23 protein-coding genes, 1 tRNA gene and 1 other RNA gene are annotated in these 24,926 nt (G+C 48.1%); 8 read left to right on the plus strand and 17 right to left on the minus strand.

Features of this window, described 5'->3' with window-relative positions; genetic code table 11:
- Positions 1-44 precede the first annotated feature (44 nt).
- The 12 genes from gnd to ABXS88_RS01820 all read right to left on the minus strand — a co-directional run bounded on the left by gnd (position 45) and on the right by ABXS88_RS01820 (position 10,678).
- Complete coding sequence (gnd, locus tag ABXS88_RS01765; protein ID WP_353673482.1) at positions 45-1,466, minus strand: decarboxylating NADP(+)-dependent phosphogluconate dehydrogenase; 1,422 nt, start codon at positions 1,464-1,466, stop codon at positions 45-47.
- A 323-nt stretch (positions 1,467-1,789) separates the two neighbouring features.
- On the minus strand, positions 1,790-2,239 hold the full coding sequence (locus ABXS88_RS01770) for an HNH endonuclease signature motif containing protein (RefSeq protein WP_353673483.1): 450 nt from the start codon (positions 2,237-2,239) through the stop codon (positions 1,790-1,792).
- A gap of 2 nt (positions 2,240-2,241) precedes the next feature.
- Entirely contained in the window at positions 2,242-2,484 is a 243-nt protein-coding gene (locus ABXS88_RS01775; RefSeq protein WP_353673484.1) for a hypothetical protein, read from the minus strand.
- A 48-nt stretch (positions 2,485-2,532) separates the two neighbouring features.
- A complete protein-coding gene (locus ABXS88_RS01780) occupies positions 2,533-4,209 on the minus strand; it encodes a hypothetical protein (RefSeq protein ID WP_353673485.1) in 1,677 nt (558 codons plus the stop codon).
- Positions 4,210-4,822: 613 nt separating this feature from the next.
- On the minus strand, positions 4,823-5,818 hold the full coding sequence (gene dusB / locus ABXS88_RS01785; protein ID WP_353673486.1) for a tRNA dihydrouridine synthase DusB: 996 nt from the start codon (positions 5,816-5,818) through the stop codon (positions 4,823-4,825).
- 3 nt (positions 5,819-5,821) lie between these two features.
- Entirely contained in the window at positions 5,822-6,145 is a 324-nt protein-coding gene (locus ABXS88_RS01790; protein WP_353673487.1) for a hypothetical protein, read from the minus strand.
- A gap of 43 nt (positions 6,146-6,188) precedes the next feature.
- Complete coding sequence (locus ABXS88_RS01795; protein WP_353673488.1) at positions 6,189-6,719, minus strand: hypothetical protein; 531 nt, start codon at positions 6,717-6,719, stop codon at positions 6,189-6,191.
- Between the two features lie 35 nt (positions 6,720-6,754).
- Positions 6,755-7,321 (minus strand): glutathione S-transferase family protein, encoded by a 567-nt coding sequence (locus ABXS88_RS01800; protein ID WP_353673489.1) that lies wholly within the window; start codon positions 7,319-7,321, stop codon positions 6,755-6,757.
- A gap of 83 nt (positions 7,322-7,404) precedes the next feature.
- Positions 7,405-7,854, minus strand: a complete 450-nt coding sequence (locus tag ABXS88_RS01805) for a hypothetical protein (RefSeq protein ID WP_353673490.1) — start codon at positions 7,852-7,854, stop codon at positions 7,405-7,407.
- Positions 7,855-7,950: 96 nt separating this feature from the next.
- A complete protein-coding gene (gene fmt / locus ABXS88_RS01810) occupies positions 7,951-8,952 on the minus strand; it encodes a methionyl-tRNA formyltransferase (RefSeq protein ID WP_353673491.1) in 1,002 nt (333 codons plus the stop codon).
- Positions 8,952-9,590 (minus strand): peptide-methionine (S)-S-oxide reductase MsrA, encoded by a 639-nt coding sequence (gene msrA, locus ABXS88_RS01815; protein WP_353674859.1) that lies wholly within the window; start codon positions 9,588-9,590, stop codon positions 8,952-8,954. Before msrA ends, fmt begins: the two co-directional genes overlap by 1 nt.
- Positions 9,591-9,700: 110 nt before the next feature.
- Entirely contained in the window at positions 9,701-10,678 is a 978-nt protein-coding gene (locus ABXS88_RS01820; RefSeq protein ID WP_353673492.1) for a DnaJ C-terminal domain-containing protein, read from the minus strand.
- Between the two features lie 108 nt (positions 10,679-10,786).
- On the opposite strand from ABXS88_RS01820, the gene ABXS88_RS01825 reads away from it, so the two are divergent.
- Both ABXS88_RS01825 and ABXS88_RS01830 read left to right on the plus strand, forming a co-directional pair.
- Positions 10,787-11,233, plus strand: coding sequence for a hypothetical protein (locus ABXS88_RS01825; protein WP_353673493.1), 447 nt, complete (start codon positions 10,787-10,789; stop codon positions 11,231-11,233).
- 104 nt (positions 11,234-11,337) lie between these two features.
- Positions 11,338-11,610 (plus strand): hypothetical protein, encoded by a 273-nt coding sequence (locus ABXS88_RS01830; protein ID WP_353673494.1) that lies wholly within the window; start codon positions 11,338-11,340, stop codon positions 11,608-11,610.
- Here ABXS88_RS01830 and ABXS88_RS01835 read toward each other — a convergent pair.
- Entirely contained in the window at positions 11,607-12,089 is a 483-nt protein-coding gene (locus ABXS88_RS01835) for a tetratricopeptide repeat protein (protein WP_353673495.1), read from the minus strand. The two genes, ABXS88_RS01830 and ABXS88_RS01835, sit on opposite strands and share 4 nt — an antisense overlap.
- 22 nt (positions 12,090-12,111) lie before the next feature.
- On the minus strand, positions 12,112-14,544 hold the full coding sequence (locus ABXS88_RS01840) for a GH116 family glycosyl hydrolase (RefSeq protein WP_353673496.1): 2,433 nt from the start codon (positions 14,542-14,544) through the stop codon (positions 12,112-12,114).
- Between the two features lie 318 nt (positions 14,545-14,862).
- Here ABXS88_RS01840 and ABXS88_RS01845 point away from each other — a divergent pair, with 318 nt between their 5' ends.
- Positions 14,863-17,991, plus strand: coding sequence for a DEAD/DEAH box helicase (locus tag ABXS88_RS01845; RefSeq protein WP_353673497.1), 3,129 nt, complete (start codon positions 14,863-14,865; stop codon positions 17,989-17,991).
- A gap of 127 nt (positions 17,992-18,118) precedes the next feature.
- On the opposite strand, the gene ABXS88_RS01850 is transcribed toward ABXS88_RS01845, so the two are convergent.
- A complete protein-coding gene (locus ABXS88_RS01850) occupies positions 18,119-18,865 on the minus strand; it encodes an FHA domain-containing protein (protein ID WP_353673498.1) in 747 nt (248 codons plus the stop codon).
- A 41-nt stretch (positions 18,866-18,906) separates the two neighbouring features.
- Positions 18,907-20,202 carry a protein kinase gene (locus ABXS88_RS01855; RefSeq protein WP_353673499.1) on the minus strand — a complete coding sequence of 432 codons (1,296 nt, stop codon included), beginning with the start codon at positions 20,200-20,202 and terminating at the stop codon, positions 18,907-18,909.
- Positions 20,203-20,598: 396 nt separating this feature from the next.
- On the opposite strand from ABXS88_RS01855, the gene ABXS88_RS01860 reads away from it, so the two are divergent.
- The 4 genes from ABXS88_RS01860 (at position 20,599) to ABXS88_RS01875 (ending at position 22,307) form a co-directional block, all read left to right on the plus strand.
- Positions 20,599-20,672, plus strand: a tRNA-Met gene (locus tag ABXS88_RS01860).
- Between the two features lie 91 nt (positions 20,673-20,763).
- An RNA gene (gene rnpB, locus ABXS88_RS01865) (RNase P RNA component class A) lies at positions 20,764-21,134 on the plus strand.
- Positions 21,135-21,177: 43 nt separating this feature from the next.
- The gene (rnc, locus tag ABXS88_RS01870) at positions 21,178-21,906 is read left to right on the plus strand and encodes a ribonuclease III (protein ID WP_353673500.1); all 729 of its coding nucleotides are present in this window, start codon (positions 21,178-21,180) and stop codon (positions 21,904-21,906) included.
- A gap of 77 nt (positions 21,907-21,983) precedes the next feature.
- Positions 21,984-22,307: a hypothetical protein gene (locus tag ABXS88_RS01875; RefSeq protein ID WP_353673501.1), complete on the plus strand. Its 324-nt coding sequence runs from the start codon at positions 21,984-21,986 to the stop codon at positions 22,305-22,307.
- Positions 22,308-22,343: 36 nt separating this feature from the next.
- Here the strand turns inward: ABXS88_RS01875 and ABXS88_RS01880 are convergent, their stop codons facing one another.
- Positions 22,344-22,877, minus strand: a complete 534-nt coding sequence (locus ABXS88_RS01880) for a hypothetical protein (protein WP_353673502.1) — start codon at positions 22,875-22,877, stop codon at positions 22,344-22,346.
- A gap of 259 nt (positions 22,878-23,136) precedes the next feature.
- Between ABXS88_RS01880 and ABXS88_RS01885 the strand changes: the two genes are divergently transcribed.
- Complete coding sequence (locus ABXS88_RS01885; RefSeq protein WP_353673503.1) at positions 23,137-24,846, plus strand: transglutaminase family protein; 1,710 nt, start codon at positions 23,137-23,139, stop codon at positions 24,844-24,846.
- Positions 24,847-24,926: the final 80 nt, after the last annotated feature.

The raw sequence follows: 24,926 nt of genomic DNA on the forward strand, positions 1-24,926 counted from the left end.
GGCGGTGGCGCTTGACCCAGATTATCCCTAAGCAGCCGTTGTCCCTAGGAACTCAGCCATTCGGTATGGAAAAATTCCCCTCGGGGGCGGTCAGTCCGCTCATAGGTGTGGGCGCCAAAGTAATCCCGCTGGGCCTGGGTCAGGTTTTGCGGTAGGCTGGCCCGCCGATAACTATCAAAATAGTCTAGCGAAGCACTAAAGGCCGGTACTGGAATGCCTAATTCGTTAGCCAGGATGAGGACTTCCCGCCAGGCCCCTTGCCGGTCGAGAATACTCTGCTTGAATTCGGGAGCCAACAGTAGGTTCGGTAAGCTCGGATTATCCTGGAAGGCCTGCTTAATTTTATCGAGGAAACCGGCCCGAATAATACAGCCCCCCTTCCAGATCCGGGCAATCTCTGGCAGATTGACCTGGTAGCCAAACTCCGCCGAGGCCTTGGCAATCAGGGCCATTCCCTGGGCGTAGGAGCACATTTTAGAACAGTACAACGCATCCCGGACTTTGGGAATAAAGGCCTCGACATCCCCACTATAGGTATGGCTAGGGCCAGTTAAGGCCTGGGAAGCGGCGACGCGCTCATTCTTATAAGCCGACATGACGCGGGCATTAACCGCGGCATACATGGTGGGAATGGGAACCCCCAGGTCGAGGGAACTCACCACCGTCCAGCGGCCAGTCCCTTTTTGGCCAGCGGAATCGAGAATCAGGTCAATTAAGGACTGCTGGGTATCGGGGTCAATGTAGCCAAAGATATCAGCGGTAATCTCAATCAGAAACGAATTTAACTCTTCGGTTTGATTCCAGGCCTGAAAAACGGCTTGGAGCTGGTCATTGCTCAGGCCAAGACCGGATTTTAAGACATCGTAGGCCTCGGCGATCAATTGCATATCACCGTACTCAATGCCATTGTGGACCATTTTGACGTAGTGGCCTGCGCCCCCAGGGCCAACAAAGGTGACACAGGGGCCATCATCTACCTGAGCAGCAATCTTGGTCAGAATCGGTTCTAGTTCTTGGTAGGCGGCGGGGGTTCCCCCAGGCATCAAACTAGGGCCATGGAGAGCGCCTTCTTCACCGCCACTCACGCCCATGCCGACAAAACCCAGGCCCGTGGACTCTAGGTCTTTCGTGCGTCGTTCCGTGTCTTCATAGAGCGAGTTGCCGCCGTCAATGATCATATCCCCCGGCTCTAAAAGGGGTTTCAGTTGTTCAATCACCGCATCCACCGGGCCCCCGGCTTTCACCATGACGAGGATTTTGCGGGGCCGCTCGAGGGCCTGGACAAAGTCTTCTAGACTATAGGCAGCCTTGACATCTCTGCCCTGGGCGCGGGTGGCCATGAATTCTTCTGTTTTGCTGGCGGTACGATTGTAAACCGCGATGGGAAAGCCCCGACTTTCGACGTTGAGGGCCAGATTTTCCCCCATGACAGCGAGGCCAATAACACCAAAGGTTCGTTTGGTCATGATCCTAAGTTTTCCTTGATTGATAAGGGTTTACGGTGGTTGCCGTTAGTAATCCCTAGATTTTCCCGACAGGGGGTCTCCTTAGTTATAGAACCGATCTCCGATTTTGTACCCTGGCCTGGACGATCTCGCTTGTCCGGTAATCTTGAATTTTAGAGGGGCTTCTCCTGCTTCTGCCTTTTGAAGCCAGCCTGGCCAGAAGCGGCCCCCAATCGACTAAGCAGCCTGTTCTAGTCAACTCGATTAGTAGGCTTAACGGTCTTTGTTACTTTCATAATGTTGCACAACGATTTGTTATACCGCCACGACTAAGCTAATCAGTGTCAGGCTCCAACGGTGTCATCGGACGGTGGATGCCAACCGCCCCGAATCCAAAAACGACGGGCTTTAACAATTGCCCCTTCATTATGTTCCTGGTCGTTCAAATCTAATCGATCACACGTTGCACGCCCAATTGAAGTCTTGCCTCGAATTATTAGACCGTCTTTCTCCCAAATAAAATGCTCATTCCACTGATGCAGTCGTGGGTTAAACAACTGAGTAGAGACTTGAGATTCTGGATCTGTCCCTTCTGTGAAGTTGTACCGGTAGCTATTACATCGCTGACAAGCTAAAGCCAAATTTTCAAATGCATCTGCACCTCCACGTGATCGTGGTTGAATATGATCAATTTCAAACCGTGCTGCGCTAGCTTCTTCTGAAGAGTGACAGTATTCACACAGATACTTAGCTCGCTCTCGAACCTGTTGCCGAATCTCTTTTGAAATCGCCATACCTAAGCAGACTCAGCAATAATTTTTGCATTCAGCAACGTAAAAATTCGGTCGAGTTCCAAAATTCCAATCAGTTCTACTGCTTCATCGGGTGATAACTGCGACTCTCGCTGTTTCTCGTTCAGGCTCTCTAGTCGCTCTTGTAAGTCTTCGCTAAATTTGAATAAGAAAAGCCCTCGAACTGGCTGGATTTGAATGCCAGCATCAATAAAAGAGGAGGGTTGGATCATCAGTTGTGCATTCATGGCTCACCTCAGAGACAATGTTATATGGATCAGTTTTAGGTCATGTGATTACGAAAGCCGCCTCCAAAAATCAGGTAGGAAAAGATTTAGTCTTGCTAAATGCTCTTCGTATTCGACTCTATCAACTGGAGAAACCTCTATACTTTCATCTCCAGGGTGAGATATCGTATTACGATTGCGTCGATCAAACATGGTTATTAAAAATACAATTTCAGAATGGCTTGCTATAGACTCAAGCCATCCTACTACATGGCAGCGATCATAGTGGTTACGAGATATTGTAGGTTGGTGGTGACAGAAACACCACTCTTGCAAAGTATTTAACAAATGATTGTAAGCTAAACTATGGACTCCCCGCTTCTCAGCAATAATCATGCGACGAACCTGTTGCATAAGGCTGCTATTTTCCTGTAAACAATCATTCTCTATATTGATATAACGGTTTCCTGAGGGGGATCGAGGATTTATGAGACGACTAAGCAAATTAACGTACGGACTGGGTGATGCTTGAAAAAGATGAACAATCTCATTACTAAATTCCTCATTGTATTCATTAATTAACATTAAATGTTCAGCTAGATGAAGAGTAGTAAGAGATGGGAATGGACTGCTCAAAGCTTCACGAATATAAGTTAAGAGTCCATTCAAAGCAGTTGGAACACGAGATATCAAAAACACTAAAACTTTTATGCTTTTTGGTATTAATGCAGGATGCCAATCCTGAAAAACTTGTTCAAGTTGCTGTTGAGCTTGTTGACTACGGGTGTAATTGACAACAGCATTTCGAAAGCACTGCTTCAGGGCTAAATCATCATTTGTCGCAATCCTGTCTACATACCCCCTATCTCTAAATTGCTCTCTTAATTTGTTTAAAACTAAGACTGCACGATTCAAAGTTTCTTGTGGCGTTTCTCCCCCTTCTTCAGGTAATGGGCGGTAGAAACTGACCAAGCGGCTACGCTCAATTAAATCATCAACTTCCTCTTCGGAAGCAAGAATATCTAGTCTGGTTTTAAGTGGATTCAGACTAAGACCAAGATTACTAGATAAATGCTCACCGATATGGGTAGAAATATCAAGCATTCTTGTTCCAATATTCTCATTAGCTTCCTCACTAGAAAACTGTACCGTGAGGAACATATCATCAACGTAGCGGTGAAAGGTTAGAGAAGGAGCGATATCCATTTGAATATCCCGCACACAGCAGTCAAGCGGATATAGAAAAAGATGGCTTAGCAAATTAGAAACTATATTTTGCGGAGATATAGGTAAAGCTTCCGGACGCTGAATAATTAGAAATAGAATTTCTCGAATTGTTAAGCGTGTATGTTCGTCATAACGAAGACGTAACCGCGATGCAGGCAAAGCCTGATCTGCTAAAACTTGCATAAGACGGGCATGATCAATTGAACGAAAAAAATCCTGTATGTCTAGATGCAGAACAGCAACTTTATGGTTCTGTATTTGACGGCGAACCGTTCGACGTATATTTCTTGTAAATTCCTGATAATCTTCTTGGTAGTGAATTTGGCTTCTTTGTGGATTATCTAAACGGATGTTTGCTCCGTAGTAAGTCTGAATAGAGGCACGAGTCTGAATTGGATTCAATTCAGTTCTCATTGCTTGTGTTAAATCAAGAAAGTAGAACCCTAAAGCGTAATACAGTATCCAAAGGCGAGTTTCGAGAAAGTGAAATTGACGCACTCCACCATCACCTTTAGGCACAGAATAGGGAATAGCGCGAAACCAATCTGGATAATTAAAACAAAGATCATTCCGAATGAAGTCATTGTAGAACTGCTCTGCTTCAATTCCATGAAGAGCATTTTCTCGTCTAATAATTTCTAAATCTAGACTACGATGAGTACGCGAGTTAGATTGAACTTGACACGATAAAAGCTCTATAGCACCTCTAACATGATCCTCTGTTAGAAATAATCCAATCGGAACGCTAATAGCCCTCTCTCCTACCTTAAAGCATCAGTTTTCGATCAACAGTTTAACCAACTTAACCGTTCCTTGTCTGTGTTAAATGCAGATGAATTCTTAAGAAAAGTCAAGGATATAATTTAGGGCTACCCTACAATAAACTTAACAAATCCCCCCATCAGCAAACCTGCGCTGCCCTAGATTCTGCATCTGACAGATAGACTTGCGCCTGCTGCCCCGATCGAGGATTTGCAGTCTAACTAGGGATTATACGGCGAGTGACTGCCTAACACGCTAGAAGATTAGATAGGGAAAGTAACGACTTTTCAGCCGTTGGAGACAATATAGCGCGCCTCCATAGGGCAGTCAATTACGGCAAAGTATCATGACGTTTCAACGATCTGGCGATCTAAGCAGCCAGGGCCACTAGGGCCTGATCCAGTAGTTTTTCCCCTTCGGCCACGGAAGTCATCTGAAACACCTGTTCCCGGAGCTGGGCGGCCCCTGGAAAATCCTTGCAGTACCAGGCCAGATGTTTGCGGGCCTGGAAGAGACCCCGTTGGCCCTTGTAGTCCCAAAGGGCCTGGAGATGTTCCTTCGCCCACGTTAGTCGTTGGCTGGGGGTGACGGGTGGTAAGGTTTCTCCCGTTTTCAGGAAATGGTCAATTTCACCAACCAGAAAAGGATTGCCCAAGCTCCCCCGTGAACACATCACCCCATCGGCCCCCGTTTGCTCTAAACAGGCCTGGGCCGCCGCCACCGAAAAAATGTCGCCATTGGCAATGACGGGAATCGAAAGCGCCTGTTTAACGCGGCCAATCCAGGGCCATTGGGCCGAGCCTTGATATCCCTGGGCACGGGTTCTGGCATGGAGGGTCAACATCTGAGCCCCGGCATCCTGCAAGCGTTGGGCAAATTCAAGGATCTGGATGTCGTCATCACTCCAGCCCAAGCGGGTTTTAACCGTTACGGGGACGTCCACCGCCGAAACCACTGTTTTAACGATGGCCTCAGCCACTTCCGGTTGACGCAGGAGGGAGGAACCGCCCCCTTTTTTAGTGATTTTGTTAACCGGACACCCCATGTTGATGTCAATGGTCTGGGCCCCCTGGGCTACGGCTTTGCGGGCGGCCTCGGCCATAAAATCCGGCCGACAATCAAAGAGTTGAATACTAATGGGCTGTTCCTGGGGGCCAATGTCCATAATTTGGGGCAATTGGCGCAGGTGATGCAGTTCCGTGGCGCTCACCATTTCGGTATAGAGCATGGAATCGGGGGCATAACGCCGTACCAAACGACGAAATACCAAATCCGTCACCCCCGAGAGGGGCGATTGAAAAACCCGACTCTGGAGCGACAAGGTGCCGATGGTCAGGGGTTGACGGTAACGCTCAGACAGGGCCATGGCCTAGCGGAATTGGTTGCGTCGTCTTAGGCCCTCTTGAAAACCCCGGTCGTAGTCGGGGGAATTTCGGGGATTGTCGTAGCGGGCCCCATTCATACCGTCCTCGACCCCACGCCAATATTCTTGCTCGGGTGGTACGGGACGATAGCGGTCAGCTTGGGCTCGCTGGTTACTATTGACGACAGCGCCTACCCCCACGGCGGCCCCAACCCCCAGAAAAAAATCGCCCCAACTGGCTCGGGCTGGGGTGGAAAACAAGGCCAAATGGGTCACGACGAGGCCAGCGGTCAGCCCCAGGGACAGTAATGGTTGGTGGTGCAGTTTCATAGGTTTCAACAAAGATATAAATAAATCGCAGCGGAAGAAGGGATTAGGGACGCTCTTCTAGCCAGCCCTCACTGCGGATAGAAACAATCTTGGGTTGACCGCCGATCATGGCAACCCGGATCGTATCTTCACTAAAGGACAGAAATTTCTTTTTATCCTCCGTGGTCACGTCTCGGAGGGAGCGGCGTTTCACAATAGCCAATTGACCATCTTCCGTCAGGCGAATCTGGGTATTTTTTTCTAGTACCTCTCGCTTGGCCACGCGATTGTAGCTACTCTGGAGTAGGTCTTGGTGCTCGCCCAGGCCCTCTAGCGTGCGAGTGGTGGTTTGCTCATCAGTGGTGACGGTAATTTCTGAAACGATGAAGGGGGCCAAGAAGGACATGAGGGTCTTGATATCTTCTTTTTGCTCGGCCTGTTCGATTTTGGCCATCATTTGACGAATAGCTTCCTCACTCAAGGCATTGGTATTACTGGTGGCCTGAGCGATGGGATTGGCTGGGCTAGGGAGCGGTAGGGCCAGACAGACGCCGCCCCAGAGCCCGAAGGAAAGAAACAAGGGTAAAAAACGCATGAAATTCCTCACAAAGGGATGGAAAAGCCGAAAATCTAGTTAGATGAGGGTCGCTGGCCAATGGTTTGTTGGAAGGCCGGACGACTGACTAGACGTTGCACATAATCGGCCACGGCCGGGTAATCATCAAACCCGAGCTTGAGCATGATGGGAACGTAGGCCAGAATCGAACCCACCGCGACATCGGCCACCGTGAATTGGTCGCCCAGTAGAAAGGGCTGTTGGCCCAGTTGGCTATTGAGCACCGACAGCAGACGCGGCATTTCCTTTTCCCGCAAATGTTCTAGGAAGAGGCCATTGGCTAGTGTCGAATTGGCAAATAAAACCCATTGATAAACCAGCGCCTTGGTTTGAGGGTCATCGCCCAGTTGGCCCTGTTGTTCCGCGAGATAAAGCAAAATGGCCCCGGATTCCCATAGAGAAAACGTATCCTCGGTGATGGCGGGTACCTTGCCGAAGGGATTAAGGGCCAGAAAGGCTTCCTGGCGATGTTCACCAGCCTTCATATCGAGGGTCACAAATTCGTAGGGGACTCCCAGTTCCTCTAAATACCAACGAATAATCGAGGAACGACTTTGGGGAGCACCGTAGAGTTTCAGCATGGTTATCACAATCTAGCTTCAAAAGGATTTGTAAAATACGAGAAAAAAACCCTGTTGCTTGGGGCAAGGGAGTAGAGCAATGGTTACAGCGTTTGGTGGGTGAGGGGATGCTGTTTAACATTATCTTCGGGCCGCACCACTTTAGTTGCATTCAAAACCCGCTTGCGCTCTAGGGAATAGTTAAAATCGCGACTGATGGTTCCCACGGGAATATGGCCCTGGGCTTGGGGCCGACTTTGGTAGGTACGCACCGCTGCCGCGAAGCGCTCTGGAAAGTCATCACAAAATTGGGCGGTTTCAGGAAAGGCCGGCGGTTTACACCATTGTCCATCCGCCATGACCTCTTGCCCTCTCACGGCCAAGGCCCATTGAAAGGAGGTGGGAACCCCCTTGAGGATGGCCTCCAGGGCCGCCGACGGAATGGGTTCGATCACTTCTACGGGGTAAAACTGGCCCTCTTCGCGTAGGTAGCAGGTTGCTAACCCTAAAACGCAGTAGTCATCAGCACCGATAGCAGGGAAAGCAGTCGTCATAACCAAAGCCAAGCAAGAACAGCCCTATTCTACCGGGATTTTTCCCTAGGCCCAACTTGAATAGTCGAAGAAGCGCTTTCGCGCTTCCCTCAGAAGCTAGTCCGGCAAAAACTGCTCTCCAATGTTTAAGCGCTGGCCATTGGCAAAATCCCAACCCGATTGGGGCCGTTTACCAGTGGGTTGAAGCTCACGCAGCAATAATAAACCCACGCCCGTTTGAATAATGGGGCCATAGTTTTTCAAAATTGCCACCACTTCACCAACTCGGCCTTGCAAACTCGCTAGGCTGGGCCAAGCCTGGATGAGAGGCGCAAAGTCAGGGCCAAGCAGGGGCCAGTAGGCTTCTCCCAGGGGAAGCGTGGCCAAAATTTTCAGCGGTTGACCCCGGAACGTCGTCAGAGCTTGGGGATAGAAGCCCCGTACTTGGTTATGGAGGGCCAGGGCCGGTCGTTGCAAATCCAGTACAAAGTTGGCTTTTTGCAGTAGGGGCGCATAGGTGGCCTGGGCCGAGTCTTGGGGAATCGGTGTTAGCTGGCCTTGATCTAATTGTTGTAGGGTTTCGATCAAAAGATCGGCCCCGAGTTGGGCCAAACGGTCACTAATTGAGGCCAGGGAATCGAGCAATTGCAGGGGAATCACGGTCTTGAGCAACATAGCCCCGGTATCCATGCCTTCATCCATTAGCATTGTCGTCACGCCGGTTTCCGTTTCGCCATGGTACAAACTCCATTGCAGAGGGGCCGCACCGCGATAGGCCGGCAATAGGGAACCATGGACATTAATACATCCCAGGCAAGGCATGGCCAAAATTTCCGGCGATAGCAGTTGACCATAGGCCACCACCACAAAGACATCGGCCTGACTCTCGGCCAAGTGGGCTAGGGTTTCCGGGCATTTTTTCAGACGAGGGGGTTGCCAGCAAGGAAGCTGATGGGCCAGGGCCAGTTGTTTAACTGGGGAAGGACTCAGTTGATTGCCCCGACCCCGGCGTTTATCCGGTTGAGTTACGACCCCCAACACTTGAAAGCTAGAATCGCCCAGGAGTCTGGCCAGGGTAGGAACTGCAAAGTCTGGCGTGCCAAAGAAGACAATTTTCATTAGGATTTGAGCTTATCGGGAAAGGCCTGGCGGAATTTTTGCAACTTGGGAATATCATGTACCAGGACGTAGGGATGGGCTGGGTGATGGGCCACAAAGTCTTGGTGGTAATCCTCGGCGGGGTAAAAAGCCTGGAAGATATTAATTTCCGTAACAATGGGTTTCTCAAATAAACCCGAGGCCTTGAGTTGTTCGAGATAGGCCTGGGCGATGGCCCGCTGTTCAGGGGTAGTGGCAAAAATGGCAGAGCGGTACTGACGACCGACATCGGCCCCCTGACGATTAACCTGGGTGGGGTCGTGGCCCACAGCAAAGAAGATTTTTAGTAATTCCCCGTAGCTGACTTGACTAGGGTCGTAGGTAATTTGAATTGATTCGGCATGGTCAGTGCCGCCCCCACTAACCCGGGGATAGTTAGCCGTTTCGGCGGTGCCGCCAGAGTAGCCCGTGAGCACAGTTTCAACCCCTCGCACCTGCTCAAACATGGCCTCTAGGCCCCAAAAACAGCCCCCCGCAAAGACAGCAATTTCCTTTGGAGTTTCCCCAGAACGACTAAGGGGTTGATCCAGGCCAGGGTCAGGAATGACCCGAAAGCTGGGCTTGAGTAGAAAACTGAGCGCTGTCACGACTAGGCCCAGGGCCAAAAGACTCAACCAAAGCCGGGAGGAACGCAGAACTTGTAAAACAGCAGTCATAAAACTTTAAATAATGATGACGTAGTTATTACGGCATGGATAGGACTCATGGATTAGAGAGCGGCGTATTGCTCCAGGGCCTGGCGGGGATTGCCTTGGCGCAGGGCCCGAATTTTCTCATAGTACTCTTTCTCTTGGGGGCTGGGATTTTTAGGGGGTTCAATCACCAGGCGTACTAATTGGTCACTGCGGCCCTCTTTAGGGAGAGGCCAGCCCTTACCCCGCAGCCGCAGGGATTGACCCGAACGGACTCCGGCGGGCACTTTGACCGTTACTAGGCCATCGGGCGTCGGCACATCAATGGCGGCCCCCAGTACGGCTTCGTCAGGCGTAATCGGCACTTCGCAGAGGAGATTGTCTCCTTCAAACTGAAAAAAGGGATGGGCTTCTAGATCCACCTTGAGGTAAAGATCCCCCCGTTGGCCACCGTAAGGACTGGTTTGACCCTTGCCCTTTACCCGGACTCGCATGCCCCCTTTGGCCCCCGCCGGAATGCGCACATCAATCACTTCATTGCCCAAGTTAAGTCGTTTTTGTACGCCTCGGAAGGCCTCGGCAAAGGTTAATTTCAGACTGGCTTCTCGGTCAGCGGCCGGTGCTTGGGCCCCAAAGCCGCCGAAATCCCCAAAGCCCCCAGGACTGGTGCGATAATTGTAGTTGGCGCCTTGCCCAGGGGTTTGGAATCGCCCCAATAATTCATTAATAAATTCATCGAAATTGCCGTACTGGCTAAAGTCAAAGCCGCCAAAGTCCACACTCGGCCCGGCTCCGCCATAGCTTGCCCCGGCTTGGCCGGCCTGTTGCCAATAGCGGCCAAACTGGTCATATTTTTGGCGCTTTTCGGGATCAGACAGAACTTCGTAGGCCTCGCTGATCTGCTTAAATTTTTCTTCGGCGGCCTTGTCCCCTGGATTACGGTCGGGATGGTATTTCAGGGCCAATTTGCGAAAGACTTTTTTGATCTCATCCTCTTTAGCGGTTTTACTGATCCCTAAAATTTCGTAATAGTCTCTAAAATCCGTAGAAGCCATGGAAAAATCTCCTCGTGCCGCACGCGCCATCATGCCGCTAGTCTAAACTTAAGCTTAACAAACCTCGGTTCTAAGCCAGGTACGGTTCTCACTCTTCCTTTCCGGTTCATGACATCTGCGTTTGCTTGGTACGTTATTTTTGCTGTTACTCTCCAGTGGCTCCTGCGACTCTTTGGGGCCTTTTGGATTTTTGGAGGGTTCTTGGTGTTCCAGGAAGCCCGCCAGGCAATCTTTATCGACGACGCTCTAGAGGCCCTAACCCAAGAACCAGAAGACCGACTGGTGAGTCGTTTTCTTCTGCTGGGGTCGATCTTGACTATTCTGAGTGGTGCCTGTTTAGTCTTGGCTAGTCGTTGGGTCTTTCTGCCCCTTAGTTTATTAATTCTTTCCCAGATGGTGTACTTTGCCCTGCAACGCCAACGCTATCAACGGGCCCAGACCGCTGAAGAGCGAGAAGCGGCCCTGGTCAGCCCAGAAACGGTTAATGCCTTCAAAGTTTGCTGGGTCGTGGCCCTGGCCTCTGGTTTGGGATGGGTCATGGGAGCTCTCCGCTAAAATAGGACAATCAGTATTCAGACTCTATTGGCCCCAGTAGAAACATTCTGCTCTAAGCAGTGGTCTGAATTGATCGTTAATCTTTCTTTACCCAGGCAAGTACTATGGAACCGGAAAAATTAGAGCTGGAAAAACTTCCCGACGCAAACCTCCCGGCCACTCCCGGTACTCCAGAGGCGGTCAATGTGATCGAAAAGATTAGCGGTATTTTTTCGCCCTACTTCATCGTCCTTGTGGGCCTATTTCTCTACGAAGATAATGTTCTCGTGGGCCTGGCGCTAATTGTAGTAGGCATTTTTTCGCTATTGAAATTATCGTGGCAAGACCTACGTCCTATTATTGACAAGATTAAAGGCTTTTTCCAGGCCAGTCCCTAGGGTTGCTTGAAAAGGAAGGGCCCTAGGCTCTGATAACCAAACTGATTGCCCTGGGCTTGGTATAGACGCGCGGCCTGTTGGAAATCCTGTTGGGCCGCCTTCGACTTACCTAATTTTTGCCAGAGCAGGCCCCGTTCGTGGTAAGCCTCGGCATAGTGGGGCGCTAGACGAATCACCTGGCTATAGTCGGCAATGGCAGCCTGGGTTTGGCCCATGCGGCCGTAGGCAATGCCCCGATTGAAATAGGCCTCAACGTAGCGGGGATGACGCTTAATCAACTGGGAAAAAACGGCAATGGCCCCGGCATAGTCCCCCTTCATACCTCGATTCATGCCCTGGATTAACATTTCTTCTAAGCGCTCAGCACGGCTTTGACTGATCAGGGGAAAAGGCCTTAGATAATTGTCGGTCAGCAGGGGAACCATTGGCATCCCCACAATTCCCCCACTGAACAAGCTGGCTAGTAAGGTGATCTCCATAGAAGTATGCCAACTCCTTGTGTCAACTCGTCAAGCTATCGGCGGGATTAGGGAGCGTAAAACCGACCAGCAGGCCATAAACCCCCCAGATGGCCATAGCCCGCAGGTAATGGCTGGCCCGGAAAGTTCCTACGGCAGTAATCGCTTCCGGGGTGCGGAATTGCAGCCCATTCTCATAAATCTGCTTAACCACCGTTTCTGTTAGGTGCAGGGCCTCGTCCTTCATGCCCATCTGAACCAAAAAGGCCGCCAGGCCAAAATTAATACCTGTCCAGACCTCTAGGGGATGGGTGGCATCGGGATTTTCCGGGCGACCATCGGGCAGTAAACCATTAGCCGCGCCAAATTTGCCATCGGCGAAATGCAGGAAACAGGTGTCATAGACCTTGCGCAGGGCCTGTTCCACGTACTGGTTTTCTACCACATTAGGCAGGCCCAATAAACGGGCATAGAACTGGCCACAGAGCTGATCCGCCATCACCACTTGGGAACCACTTTCGCTATCGAGGCGGTAGTACTCTCCATTCCAAAGGGTAGGGTGATAAAGTTGGCGTGCCTGGGCTAACCAGGTTTGATAGGTACCGATGGCAGTTTGAATAGCGGCAGGTTCTAGGGGGGTTTCCTGGGAAGGATGCTCTAGTAACCGTTGGCCAATCGCAATGGCGGCCTCGAGGGCCGCAATCCAGAGGCCCCCACAGTAGGCGCTAATCCCCTTTAACTGCCAATCATCGAAGGTCTGGTCGGGGGCACCGGAGTTTTCGGGAATGCCATCACCATCCAGATCAAAAGTTTTTAAATAGGCCAGGGTGGCGACGATACTCGGCCAACAATCCGCCAGAAATTGATAGTCCGGCTCCCCAGTTAAGACAAAATCCCGATACACTTGCAGAACAAAATCACTACCCAGATCCTTCCAGAGATTACAGTCTTGATAGCTGGTGTAATTGCTCTTTTCCCAGGGGTGCTCGTTGGGGGCCCCCAGGTCGTGGGGCGTAGCATCCTTGGCCTTGCGAATGGCCGCGGCCCGGTTATAACCAATGATGCGAGGGGTTTGATCTGCCTGGGGAATGGCCCTGGCAAAGTCAATCATCACCGCTTTGTCTAAACGGGGCCAATTGATCATCAGGCCAAAGGAACCGTAGAGCCGCACATCCAGGCTTTCGTACCAGCGATAATCCATGCACTCGCAGACCCCAAACTGGCCCACAGGGGCCGTTTCTGTGGCCGCGGTCCAGAGGGTGCCGCCTTGGGTGAGGAGGTACAACTCGTTAAACAGGGCCATTTTGAACCAATCTGGCAATTCAGGATTCTGGAGGATGGGACTCTGCCACTGTTGGATTTGGCCCCGCCAGGTGTCGCCGTGCTTAAGGGCCGTGCGGATCATCGACCACACATTTTGACCATTGCGGCCATAGAAATCGGTGTAGCGGCGGTAGTAGCGAACCCCCTGGGCGAATTCAGTAATGGGCAGATCCCAGGCCAAAATCACTGGAACTTTACGGGTACGCCCTGGTCTAACCGTAAAGCGTAGGGCCATGGCCCCCGCAATCTGCTCACCGGGTTCCGCGGGGGTTTCGTCTTGGAAATCCGGGAGGGAACCGTTCCCCGCAAAAAAGTCCCAAATTTCGGAGCCGTCACCACTCGGGTTCCAGCGGCTGTGGTAAAAAACCTCTTGACTGGCATTGGTCACGCTAGCAATACAAAACTGGCCCTCGCCCTCCTGCACTTCATCCCGTAGTTGAATGCGATTAAAGAGACACCCGACCCGATAATTATCTTCGATCCATTGGTTAAAGTTTCCTGTACTGTCGCCCCAACGGGGTTGATACTCATAGACCGGACTGCCGTCATCCCGTACCTGCACCGTCGGTGTTTTGATGGCATTGGTGAACCAGCCCACGGTATTTTGCCACGTCACCAATAAGCTGAGGGTAATCGGTTTATCTGTCGGATTATGAAACGTCCAGTCAAAGAGGGCGACGGGATAACTACTTTCTTGGTAGTTGTGAGCCCAGACGGGGGAAAACTGCTCACAAATGATCTCACTCCGAAAAACCCCCTGATATTCGTACCAACTGCGGGGATAGAGGGCCGCATAGGTGCCTTTTTCGGTGGGATACCACTGCCACCGGGATAAACTGCCATCCGCCGGGGCCTCGGTTGCCAGGGCATAGGCTTGGGCCGCTTCTCCTTCCGGCTGTTCAAACAGACTAAACTGACAGGCGGGTAAGCTCTTGAAAATATGATTGCCCCCGTCCAAGTGCCACAGGTTAAAATCTCCTTTGGAGGAACGCCCAATGCAACCAGCCCCGAATCCCCCTAGGGGCATGCCATGCCAAGGCCCATCATCTAAATTGCTGGCGTAGCGTACGGTGTAGGGATGTTCCCAACCTTTCCCCAACGGACGCTTCCAGGCACAGGACGGAATTTCAGGACGGGAAATCAGCAGGGACATCGGGAGACGACAATAAACATCTCAAAAATTATAGTCGAGATAGCCGAGGTCAGTGGAAGGCTCAGAAAACTTTTCCAAAAGGCACTGTAGATTTTAAGATATAAATTCGGGAAGAAATAGGTAGCTTGAAGACAGATATTTTTTAAATACTTATATAGGTAATTCGCTCGTCGTGAAGACTCAGTTGCCTCACTGCGTAAACTAACAGCGCTTTGGATAGACTTGGATAGAAAGAGAGATATTAGATAGATCTGGGGTTTTCTAAAGCTGCTGAATATACTGATTTCAGTGACGAATCTTTAGAGGAATTAAGATTGCATGAATAATCATGGATATGGATTGTATCAAATTCCATCAGAGGGTGGTAATTTTCTTGATACAGCTTGGGTCAAAGGGCCAACCGATAATTCATTCACCCACTTGGCGTACACAGTAGAGACAACTCACAGAAAAAATAATGTGTTAGCTAGAAGAAGCATTAATTTTAATGAGTTAATGCCCAATAGCTATATGAAAGATAATTTCCCTAAACTCTTGGAAAGACTAAAAGAGCAAAAAACTTACCAAGTTGGTGAAAATGTCATCACAGACGAGGGAATAAAAACCGAGGATCAAATTAGTACAATTCTAAGGCTTGGAGCCCTAGAACTTTTGGCAAATATCCATTCCGGTCGTATTACAGCCAGTGACAAAGATCCGTTTCCTCATCAACTTGCTCTTCAGCAATATGTCAAAAACAACGAATCGAGAGTCAAACGAATTTTGATAGCAGATGAAGTTGGCTTAGGAAAAACCATTGAGGTTGGATTGATTTTAAGAGACAGGATGATCTCACAGTCTAACGACTTCCGTTGTTTGTATCTGACACCAGGAGGCTTAAAAGAAGATGTAAAAGAAAAACTTTCCAGTGTTATCAAAAGCCCTGAAGGCAATGAGATCATCAAAGTTATTGACTCCTTTAAAGATTACGGACGAAATATTTCAACCAACGGAATTTGTATAGCTAGTATTGATGCGGCTAAGCGATACTTAAAGTCCAAAGATAAAGCAAAGTTACAAGCCAGAGTAAGACCCAATATTCTAATTATTGATGAGTGCCATCACTGTAGCAGTAGCTCTGACTTAAGAGGAAAGGAGCCCAAAGATATTGCATGTAAGAAATCAACACAAGCTTACAAAGCGGCGCTTCAAATCATTACAGGGGAGTATTGGACTGACTCAGAGCCTCCTGAATTAGTCATTTTAATGAGTGCAACACCATTTCGCTCTGAATCTCAATTCACAAATTTGTTGCGTTTACTCGCCCATCAAACGGTTGTTGACGATGCTTTCAGCAAGGAGATGGACAAAGAAGAACTCCTAAAAGTGATCAAACAAGAGGATTCACCTGTCACTATTATTTGGAGGCAACAAGATGAAATCCATAGTTGGACAAGCAATAAGCTATTCCCAAAATTAACCATTCGCAGACCCCACTCTGATGAAAACGTCCCACCTCTTGCCAAAGTTGATGAAGATTATTTGCATAGCCTCAGAAAAATAAAAATAGCTATTCGGGATATTTATGCAAAACACAGCGAGAATTTTGGAGGATTTTCAACTGCTCATTTAGAAACCGTCTTAACTAGTAGTTCTTTGGCGGGAGCTTGTTGGATATTTCGCTGGTGTGTTCGTCACCATCCAGGTTGGCAAAATGATACTGTGTATCGTGCTGATACGTCTGAAGAAACGGAAAAACTCAGGGAGCTAATTAGAGAAATTTCTAAAAAGATGGCATCTTTTGATGAAAACAGAGAATTGGAATATGCAAAAGAAGTGAAATTTCCTTCAGATAGCAATTTCACTTTTGAATCATCACATTTAAAGGGCACAATCCCTAAAATTCGTGAGTTTCATCGAGAGCTTCGTAATCAAGACGAAGAAGATCCTTTTATTGCAGATGCTTACGAAATTGTAGAGCTAGCAGACTTGGCACTTAATCTTTTACGTTCCAACGGAATTGTTGAGAATGCCAAAATTGATTGGCTAAAACAGATGCTTAAGGAATATCCTGACTCTCGCTTTTTAGTTTTTACCGAATCTTTGCAAACGACGGCAGTGATCACGGCGACATTTCAAAAAGAAAGCCTGGCTCTTGTCGGCAGTATGAGTCAATCCGAAAGACAAGAAGCCGTAAGGAAGTTTTATGATACAAGAAAAAAATATCGCATTCTGGTGGCTACTTCTGCCGCAGATGAAGGATTAGACTTTCAAATTGCCAACAAGGTTGTTCATTGGGATTTAAGCCCTGATCCTTCTGTTTTAATGCAAAGAAATGGTCGAGTTGCACGTCTAGGTCAAATCTCTGATGTTACGGCGTATTATTTGATTTTAGAAGGAACGTTAGCTCACACAAGAGATAGCACTTTACTTACACGATTAAAAAGTGCAGGAATAACTGATCCTAAACTCATAGAAAAAATCTATGGGAGAGTTTTACCAGAGCTTGAAAAAATCGAACTGGAAGAAATTGAAGAAGGCACAATTGATGAGATCATCAGGAAAGCAAAAGAAATTAATGACTTTATGGAGCACCAATTTCGTGAACTACGAGAAGAACAGCTAAATGCCGAGTTTGTTGTTGGACGAGATGAACTCATGAAGCGTCTTAAAAATTGGATGAGGTTAGATTATTCAAAATATGATCTCTACAAACATCAAATTCAATTTGAAACAAGAGAATGGCAACGTCCTATCTTTACAGAGAACGGCACAAGCTCAGAAAATTATCAATCAGAAATCTTAAGTATTGCTTCTACACGAGGGGTTGAAGAAAGATATATTGTTGATAAACAGAAGTCAAAGTCTCCTAAAAAGTTCATTTTTGACCAGGAGTTTGGTTTGTTTGGTCAAGAAAAAAATATTGATGGTTTAGCAGGATTACTCCCCTGGGACGTTCCATCGCAAGACTTAGAACTAAGACGCTATCAATCCAATCGTTCTAAGGATTACCTTGGAAGTCTTTGTGAGACACTTGCTCGTCAAAGGAATGCAGATTTTGCAGTTATAGCCCGAAGCAGTCTCTGCGAGAAATTCAGTTATCTTTCCGATGCTAAATTTTTACTATTTTCAACTCATCCTTTGAGAGAGCTTGAGAGCCTTGATTGTAGCAATGTCGCCAAATATCTTACTTATTATGCATTTGCAGATGACTTTAATCAACCAATTAATTTTCCTGGTGCATCAGCAACTCAAGTTCATGAAATGATTTCCTTTCTTGAGTGTGAAGCTATCAAAGGTCTCCGAAGCCCATTGACCAACGAAATTTACACTTTAAAAAGTGCCTCAACTCAAATCACAAAATGGGTTGTCGATAACTTTTCCATCCCTAGCTTTGATAATGACTCATATTTTGTTCCTATCCCTGTCTCTCTAATTGCAATTTACGATGATATTTATTTGCAATAGAAGATCAATCACCGGCTAAAATTAAAGGCGTAGTGTTTTAGGCTACGTCTTTTTTATTTCTAAATAAAATACTCAGAACCTTACTCATTAAAGTAACCTTCAATAATTTAAAAAGTCTAAAATGCTTCTATTCACAATCAATCTTCAGGATGTATCCTATGGTTGCTTTAGACGTAAACCATTTTTGCCTATCTTTTTTAGGATTTTGCTCTGCATTTGACAAAATATCTCTAATTCTTTGAGCAATAACATGCAACTGATCTATGTTGCAACTTGCAGGATAATCTTTCTCAAGTACTTGGCTTAATTCTTTGTAAGTACACACTTGTCCTCTACCATACTTAATATTTTTGTCTGCCATATATTTTAAAATTATTGTTAAGCGAGAGGAAAGGTGCTCTTCAGTCCGTCTTCCCGCATCAACTCTATACAAAGTCTCTTCTCTGACGTTGAATACCCAAGGACATTTTTCAACTACTGGAGATGGTGAAATAGGTCGAGTTTTAGCAGGATCTTCAAACCGCAGGCAATAGCCCTGTATTACTACCATGTCATCATGCAGTAACAAATAATCATTCTCAGGGCTTAATCTAAATCTTTCATTGTTTCTGACTAAATATGTTCCATTACTACTGGTATCTTGGATATTCCATCCCAGTCGATCTTTTTTTAAAAAACAGTGCGTCCTCGAAATAAATGGATCAGTGTGGTAATCTTCTAATGCAATATCCGGTAATCCAATATCTGGCTTGACATCAGCAATATATCGACCAATTACATACTGATCACCTGGCATTGTTTTACTCAGCTCAAATGTCCATTCATTTTCATTATCAGTTCTACTTATAATTAGCTTCGCAGAATAGTCACTCATTTAATAACTCCTTAGTGTTTATTAAGATAATTAAAAATCAGCTAAAATTTCTTTTTTCTGATAAAATTCCCCAGAGACTGAGCTCTTGCTCGAACTCTTTCCGCAAGCTGTTTTGCAATTCTTCTTTCTCCTTCAGAAGATTGTATTTCTCTCTCCATTGAATTTTGTAAAAGATCCTCATTGCTAGATTCAGCATTAGGTCTAGCCAAACTATAAATCTCTTGCTTAAAAATTTGTGGACTTACCTCTATTGGCGATGAAGATGATTGAGAAACTCCTGAAAGGGTTTGGAGAGCCAATCGATATGTTTCCAATGATTCTTTAGTTCTTCCCAGACAACAATAGGCATCTGCTTTATTTTGCCATGCGTCGATGCAATTAGGCTTAATATAAAGAATAATATCACACAAATTAATGATGGCATGATAATCATCATGCTGCTTTAAATATTCAATCTTTTCATGTATTTTTTGTCGAAAAACTTCAATAGCCGCTTCACTTCTATTATTTTCTTTTGTAACCTCAAAATATTCCGAGACTTGTAATGCTGTCCAGCGTTCTACTCTGGATTTGATGAGGCATCCTTGAATAATGGCTTGATACAGGATGTTTATATTTGTGGGTAGGATAGGAGCATTATGCTGGATCTTATAAAACCGTTGCATATCGTTATCCGCTGGGAAAGGATGTTCTTTTGTGAACAACCGTGTGATTAAGATCCCTAGAGACCACATGTCCCACGCAGGGGAAATAATTCCATCTACCGCTTCAGGAGGCATAAACAGGAATGTGCCATTCATTTGCATTGTCTGAGTACTAGTCTTGGTATTTAGTCGCCTGGAAATCCCAAAATCTGCAACCTTCCAGACTTCACCAACTTTTAAAACATTGCCTGGCTTGATATCACGATGAACAATGCCCTGACTATGAATAAAAATCAAAGCTTGTAATGCAGAGCTAATGATAGCTTCTCGTACTGGCAAGTCAATGCATTGGTTAGCGAAGCCATCAAGATATTGTTCCAAAGAATAATCTGCTAATTCCATTACCAGCCCTAGGACAGGACTTTCGTCAATTACGACCCGAAAAAATTCATGACAATCAATGAGGTGTGGGTGTTTTAGCGTTGTTGCAATTTCAAGTTCCCTAATTTGCTCATCTTCTTTATCTGTATCTAGCCCAATTAATTTAATCGCAACTTGTTGAAGGGGGGGCTCCCCCACCAAGGTTTCGGCCCGAAAGACGACGCTGTCTCCGCCATAGCCAAGCAGTTCCTTGAGCAAATACTTATCGTTGATGCAACGCCCCGTCAAACCAATCAACACGGCTAAAAACATACTCTTACCCACGGATCGCACCAAAAACTCAGACGGCTATCGGCTCTTACCGCTTAGCGATACTTGATTATCATAATACTAAGGAAAAATACGAAGTATAGCCCTAACTAATACGAAAATTAACTAACGATAGGTAGATACTACGTGACGAACATCGCCCCACAACGCTCAATACTTATTGACCATTTATTCATGGTTGACAAGATTTTAGCACCAGGTTGGTCAAATTACTTTAACGTATAAATATTTTTCTGGGAAAGATTTTATGTTTGTTTGAGTCGGACGAGATTTCCCCGCTTTACTAGTCCAGATTGATTCCGCAACGTATCCCCAGGAAAGCAACTCTCCAAATTAGTTGCTAATTGCTGGAACATAGGGTTATAATTACAAAGGCGACGCGGGATAGAGCAGTCTGGTAGCTCGTCGGGCTCATAACCCGAAGGTCGGTGGTTCAAATCCGCCTCCCGCCATTTAACTCTTGATAAACCTTCAATGTTCTTGGACTACCGAGGACATTTTTTTCAAGACGAGTTTCCAGAAAAAGTCCTAAACTAAGGCTAGAGAGTTGACGAGGGAGTTGCGGATTTCTAAATTTTTAGGAATCTGAGGAAAGTCCGGGCTTCCGAAAGACCACACTTGCTGGGTAACGCCCAGTGCGCGCGAGCGTGAGGATAGTGCCACAGAAAGATACCGCCTGATTCAGGTAAGGGTGCAAAGGTGTGGTAAGAGCACACCAGCAGTATCGTGAGGTACTGGCTCGGTAAACCCCGGTGGGAAGCAAGGTCGGAGGGAGTTGGTTGGTCTTTTTCCATTCCCGCTTTTGGTGGAACCGCTTGAGGGGTTTGGTAACAAACTTCCCAGATAGATAACTCCCCAGGGGAGATCTGAGTATCGCCCCTAGAACAGAACCCGGCTTATGTTCAACTCTCTTTTTTTTGCCTATTTTTCTTAAGTACTTGTGTTTCGCTGACTGCTATGACCTTAGACCTCCGTCGTCACAAGCAATTACAGATGTTAATTCGCAAACTGGGACTGCTCGAAAATACCTTAGTAGATTGGCCTTTGTTAGATCTGGCCCTGACTCATCCCAGTGTTTCTGTCCAGCGCAATTACCAACAACTGGAATTTACGGGGGATGCCGTCATTCGTTTAGCGGCCGCTGAAGTCTTAATGGAAAACTACCCCCAGGCCCCGGTGGGAGAACTGGCCTCCCTGCGCTCCATGATGGTTAGTGATCGCACCCTGGCCCAGTGGGCCGATCTTTATGGTCTGGAACGCTATCTTTGGATTAGTTCGAGCGCCTTGGGCGATAAGGCCGGTCGGATATCTCGCTTGGCGGATGCCTTTGAAGCCGTGCTGGGAGCCTTGTACTTGAGCACCCACGATATGCGCTTAGTACGGCCCTGGCTGGATGAACACCTGCGGGCCAAGGCCGCCGAGATTCGTCAAGATCCGGCCCGTCAGAATTATAAAGATGCGCTCCAGGAATGGACTCAGGCCAAACATAAGTGTTTACCGGAATATCGAGTCCGGGAAACCTTGCCGCCCGTGGTGGAGCAGGAGCGCTTTGAAGCCGAAGTCTGGCTCAAGGAAGACTGCCTAGGCAAAGGAACTGGCCCTTCTAAAAAAATGGCCGAACAAACGGCGGCTCGCAATGCTTTTTTTAGTTTTGTTCAGCCCCAATCGACCACCCAAATGCAATGACCGCTACTTCGTCAGGGACAGTCCATCTCTTAAAATCAGCGTTGTTACCTAACTTAACAATTCCCTAGCCTTCTGCCATGTCTAGTAGTGACCGTAAACGACGCATTCTTGACCACGTAGCCAAAAGTAGTAGTGGATCTCAATTTTTAACCCCCAAGGTTACCCCGAAAACCGCCGTTGACCTGCCCCGCGTAGAACCGATGCCATCACCAGAACCTGTGGCCCCCGCCCCCGTGGTGATGTCCTCGCCGGCCCTGGCGGATAAGCCCAGTCAGGAAGAACGCAAACGCAAAATCATGAACCACGTTAGCCAAAGTAGTGGCGATTTTGGTAGTTTCTCCCTCAGTGAACCGGCCCAGAAAAAGCAAATTCTAGAGCACATTCGTAAAAGTATTGGCTAACCCCTGTCCAGGCCCCTCTCCAGGGGGCCAATCGGCTTAGGATGATGGGGAAAACGACCAAAAAGTAACCATTTCTATCAAGACCAACGCTAGGGCAAAGCCCAAGAGAATCAAATACATCCAGGGTTGGGCCAGGGGTTTGATATCTGTGGTATCAATGCCGGTTTTTTCTTGAACCAGTCGTGTTAACTGGGCAAAGCCCGCGATCCGCATCGGCAATAGATAGGCCCGGTCTCGCTGATGGGTCACAAAATAATACACTAAACCGCCCTGGCCCGTTGTCCTAGAGTTGAGTTCAGCAATCTCTGACCAGGGTAGTGACCAACCGGGGCGCAGCCATTGGGGAACCCAGCGGGGATAGCCTACTTGAATACCAACGTCATCAAGCATCACTTGTTCGCTCAAAGCGCCTCCTAGGGCCAAGAAGCCCAGGGCTAATCCAAGCCATAACCAAACCGTTGAGTCCATGGCCTGGGTTTGTTGGGCCAATAGCGGCAGGGGAAACGTCAGGGCCAGGTAGAGGGTCAAGAGGGTGAATTTAATGAGGGGAGATAGCCGAAAGATAGTCATAAAAATATTCAGCGCTTTCTTGTGTTTATACCAAATCTCTAAAGTCTGACGACACCACTGACTCCCCCCGCCAAAGGCGTACTGTGCGACCCGCCCTTTGGCAAGGGCGGGGCCATAGGCTCTAAAGGAGTGTGGCCTGGTCTTCTCCCAAAACACTTTCTGCCGGGCTGGCCCTCGACCGACATATTCGTTCACCGTGAGCAATCCCACCCGCAAGAAATTTGCTAGCCTGAGAGGTTAACGCGCCCCTGGCTAACCCTTGCTGTTTTCTATGATTGCCGACTCCGTGACTGTTCAGGCTTCCCATGTTCCCTCCCTTGCGACAACCATTCGTCCCCTAGCGGCTAGTTCTCTCCATGGCCTGGCCTTCGATGGCTCACGGTTGCTGGCGGTAGATACCAAGAGTGGTTATTTGTTAGCGATTGATCCCAGAACTCAAAATACTCACATCCTCAATCAAAACCATTGGCAGGAATTCGTGGGGGCCACGGGCCTGGCCCTAGCGGGGGATGAACTGTGGTTCACCTCGGGCCAGAGTGTTTATACTTGCTCTCTCGCCCAAGGAGATTTTCAACCCGAACGATTCGCTTGGCTGAGTGACCCCGTCAGTGGCGTGGCCGTTGCGGGTAATACGGTCTATATTACCTGCCAAAAAAGTGGTGATATTCTCGTGTACAGCCGGGATACTCGCCATCTCATTACTCGCTTCTATGCCCCAGGAATTGGCACAGAAAATATTACGCTTCGGGATGAAGAAATTTGGTTGACCGACACCCTGGAGCAGACGGTCTATTGCCTCGACCGGGCCACGGGGGAGGTGAAATTTAGCATCCTAACGCCCTTTGAGTCACCGACGGGCCTGGCTTTTTATGATGACCCGCAGACAGGAGAAAGCTGGCTTTATGTGGCCTACGTGCAACAGGAACCCTACATCCGCGATAATCCCAACGCTGACCCTAATCACGAACTCCAGTATCGGCCCCGTTCCTTTATTCATCCCCTCTACTTCCGCTACTACCCCGACCAGCACTATACCCTCTCCAACGGGTTCTTAGTGGAGATGACCTATGCGGAGGAGTTGGCCCCTCTAGACCCCTTAGATTTGAAGCAGGTGGAATGGCGCATTGCCTTGCCGGCCGAAACGCCGCGCCAGAAAATTCGCAGTATTGAACCGGCGGGCATTCCCTTCAGCGAAATTGTGGAAGAAAAGGGCCAAAAAATTGCAATTTTTTGTTTTGACCAGTTGACCCTAGAGAGCCGGGCCATCTTTGGCTGGAAAGTGGTGATGGAGATGTGGGGCATTAAGTATCGCATTCAACCCAAGGATTGTGAGAATCCCCCACCGTTACCAGAGGATTTCCCGGAACGCTACCTGGTGGATAACGACAACCTGACCATGGACAGCGATATTATTCAGCGGGCGGCCCAGGCGGCCATTGGCCGGGAAACCAATCTTCTGCGCCAGATGTATAGTATCCGTAACTACGTTTACGACCATCTGTCCTATGGTATTAAGCCCCATATTGACACTCCCGATCTGGCCCTGCGCCGGGGAGTGGGTTCCTGTGGGGAATACGTCGGGGTGCTATTGGCCCTGGCTCGTCTGAATGGTATTGCCTGTCGTACTGCCGGCCGCTACAAGTGTCCACCCCAGCCCTTTAGTCGCAATATTCCCCTGGAACCCGACTTTAACCATGTCTGGTTCGAGTTTTATCTTCCCGGTTTCGGCTGGCTACCAATGGAATCCAATCCCGATGATCTCTTTGACGGTGGCCCCTATCCGACGCGCTTTTTTATGGCCCTGGCCTGGTACCACGCAGAAATGGCCAAGGATGTACCCTTTGAACGGCTGTTAAGTGAGGGACTGGTGGTGGATAAGCAACGGGTTTCCATTGGTGAATTGGCCATTAACCACGTGCAATTTACGGTGTTACAAGAACTGATTCCTCCCGCCTCGGTGGCGGCATAACCAGTTGCCTAAGTGGCCAGGGCCTATCCCATTTTTTAAGGCCTACGGTAGAGGTGAACATTCCAAAGAATTCGTTAAGC

This window comes from Synechocystis sp. LKSZ1 (assembly GCF_040436315.1).
Classification (GTDB): Bacteria; Cyanobacteriota; Cyanobacteriia; order Cyanobacteriales; family Microcystaceae; genus Synechocystis.

Excerpts from the sequence above, each read along its gene's own strand:
- gnd (WP_353673482.1), bottom strand. The coding sequence starts at position 1,466 with ATGACCAAACGAACCTTTGGTGTTATTGGCCTCGCTGTCATGGGGGAA.
- ABXS88_RS01770 (WP_353673483.1), bottom strand. The coding sequence starts at position 2,239 with ATGGCGATTTCAAAAGAGATTCGGCAACAGGTTCGAGAGCGAGCTAAG.
- ABXS88_RS01775 (WP_353673484.1), bottom strand. The coding sequence starts at position 2,484 with ATGAATGCACAACTGATGATCCAACCCTCCTCTTTTATTGATGCTGGC.
- dusB (WP_353673486.1), bottom strand. The coding sequence starts at position 5,818 with ATGGCCCTGTCTGAGCGTTACCGTCAACCCCTGACCATCGGCACCTTG.
- ABXS88_RS01790 (WP_353673487.1), bottom strand. The coding sequence starts at position 6,145 with ATGAAACTGCACCACCAACCATTACTGTCCCTGGGGCTGACCGCTGGC.
- ABXS88_RS01795 (WP_353673488.1), bottom strand. The coding sequence starts at position 6,719 with ATGCGTTTTTTACCCTTGTTTCTTTCCTTCGGGCTCTGGGGCGGCGTC.
- ABXS88_RS01800 (WP_353673489.1), bottom strand. The coding sequence starts at position 7,321 with ATGCTGAAACTCTACGGTGCTCCCCAAAGTCGTTCCTCGATTATTCGT.
- ABXS88_RS01805 (WP_353673490.1), bottom strand. The coding sequence starts at position 7,854 with ATGACGACTGCTTTCCCTGCTATCGGTGCTGATGACTACTGCGTTTTA.
- fmt (WP_353673491.1), bottom strand. The coding sequence starts at position 8,952 with ATGAAAATTGTCTTCTTTGGCACGCCAGACTTTGCAGTTCCTACCCTG.
- ABXS88_RS01820 (WP_353673492.1), bottom strand. The coding sequence starts at position 10,678 with ATGGCTTCTACGGATTTTAGAGACTATTACGAAATTTTAGGGATCAGT.
- ABXS88_RS01825 (WP_353673493.1), top strand. The coding sequence starts at position 10,787 with ATGACATCTGCGTTTGCTTGGTACGTTATTTTTGCTGTTACTCTCCAG.
- ABXS88_RS01830 (WP_353673494.1), top strand. The coding sequence starts at position 11,338 with ATGGAACCGGAAAAATTAGAGCTGGAAAAACTTCCCGACGCAAACCTC.
- ABXS88_RS01835 (WP_353673495.1), bottom strand. The coding sequence starts at position 12,089 with ATGGAGATCACCTTACTAGCCAGCTTGTTCAGTGGGGGAATTGTGGGG.
- ABXS88_RS01840 (WP_353673496.1), bottom strand. The coding sequence starts at position 14,544 with ATGTCCCTGCTGATTTCCCGTCCTGAAATTCCGTCCTGTGCCTGGAAG.
- ABXS88_RS01845 (WP_353673497.1), top strand. The coding sequence starts at position 14,863 with ATGAATAATCATGGATATGGATTGTATCAAATTCCATCAGAGGGTGGT.
- ABXS88_RS01850 (WP_353673498.1), bottom strand. The coding sequence starts at position 18,865 with ATGAGTGACTATTCTGCGAAGCTAATTATAAGTAGAACTGATAATGAA.
- ABXS88_RS01855 (WP_353673499.1), bottom strand. The coding sequence starts at position 20,202 with ATGTTTTTAGCCGTGTTGATTGGTTTGACGGGGCGTTGCATCAACGAT.
- rnc (WP_353673500.1), top strand. The coding sequence starts at position 21,178 with ATGACCTTAGACCTCCGTCGTCACAAGCAATTACAGATGTTAATTCGC.
- ABXS88_RS01875 (WP_353673501.1), top strand. The coding sequence starts at position 21,984 with ATGTCTAGTAGTGACCGTAAACGACGCATTCTTGACCACGTAGCCAAA.
- ABXS88_RS01880 (WP_353673502.1), bottom strand. The coding sequence starts at position 22,877 with ATGACTATCTTTCGGCTATCTCCCCTCATTAAATTCACCCTCTTGACC.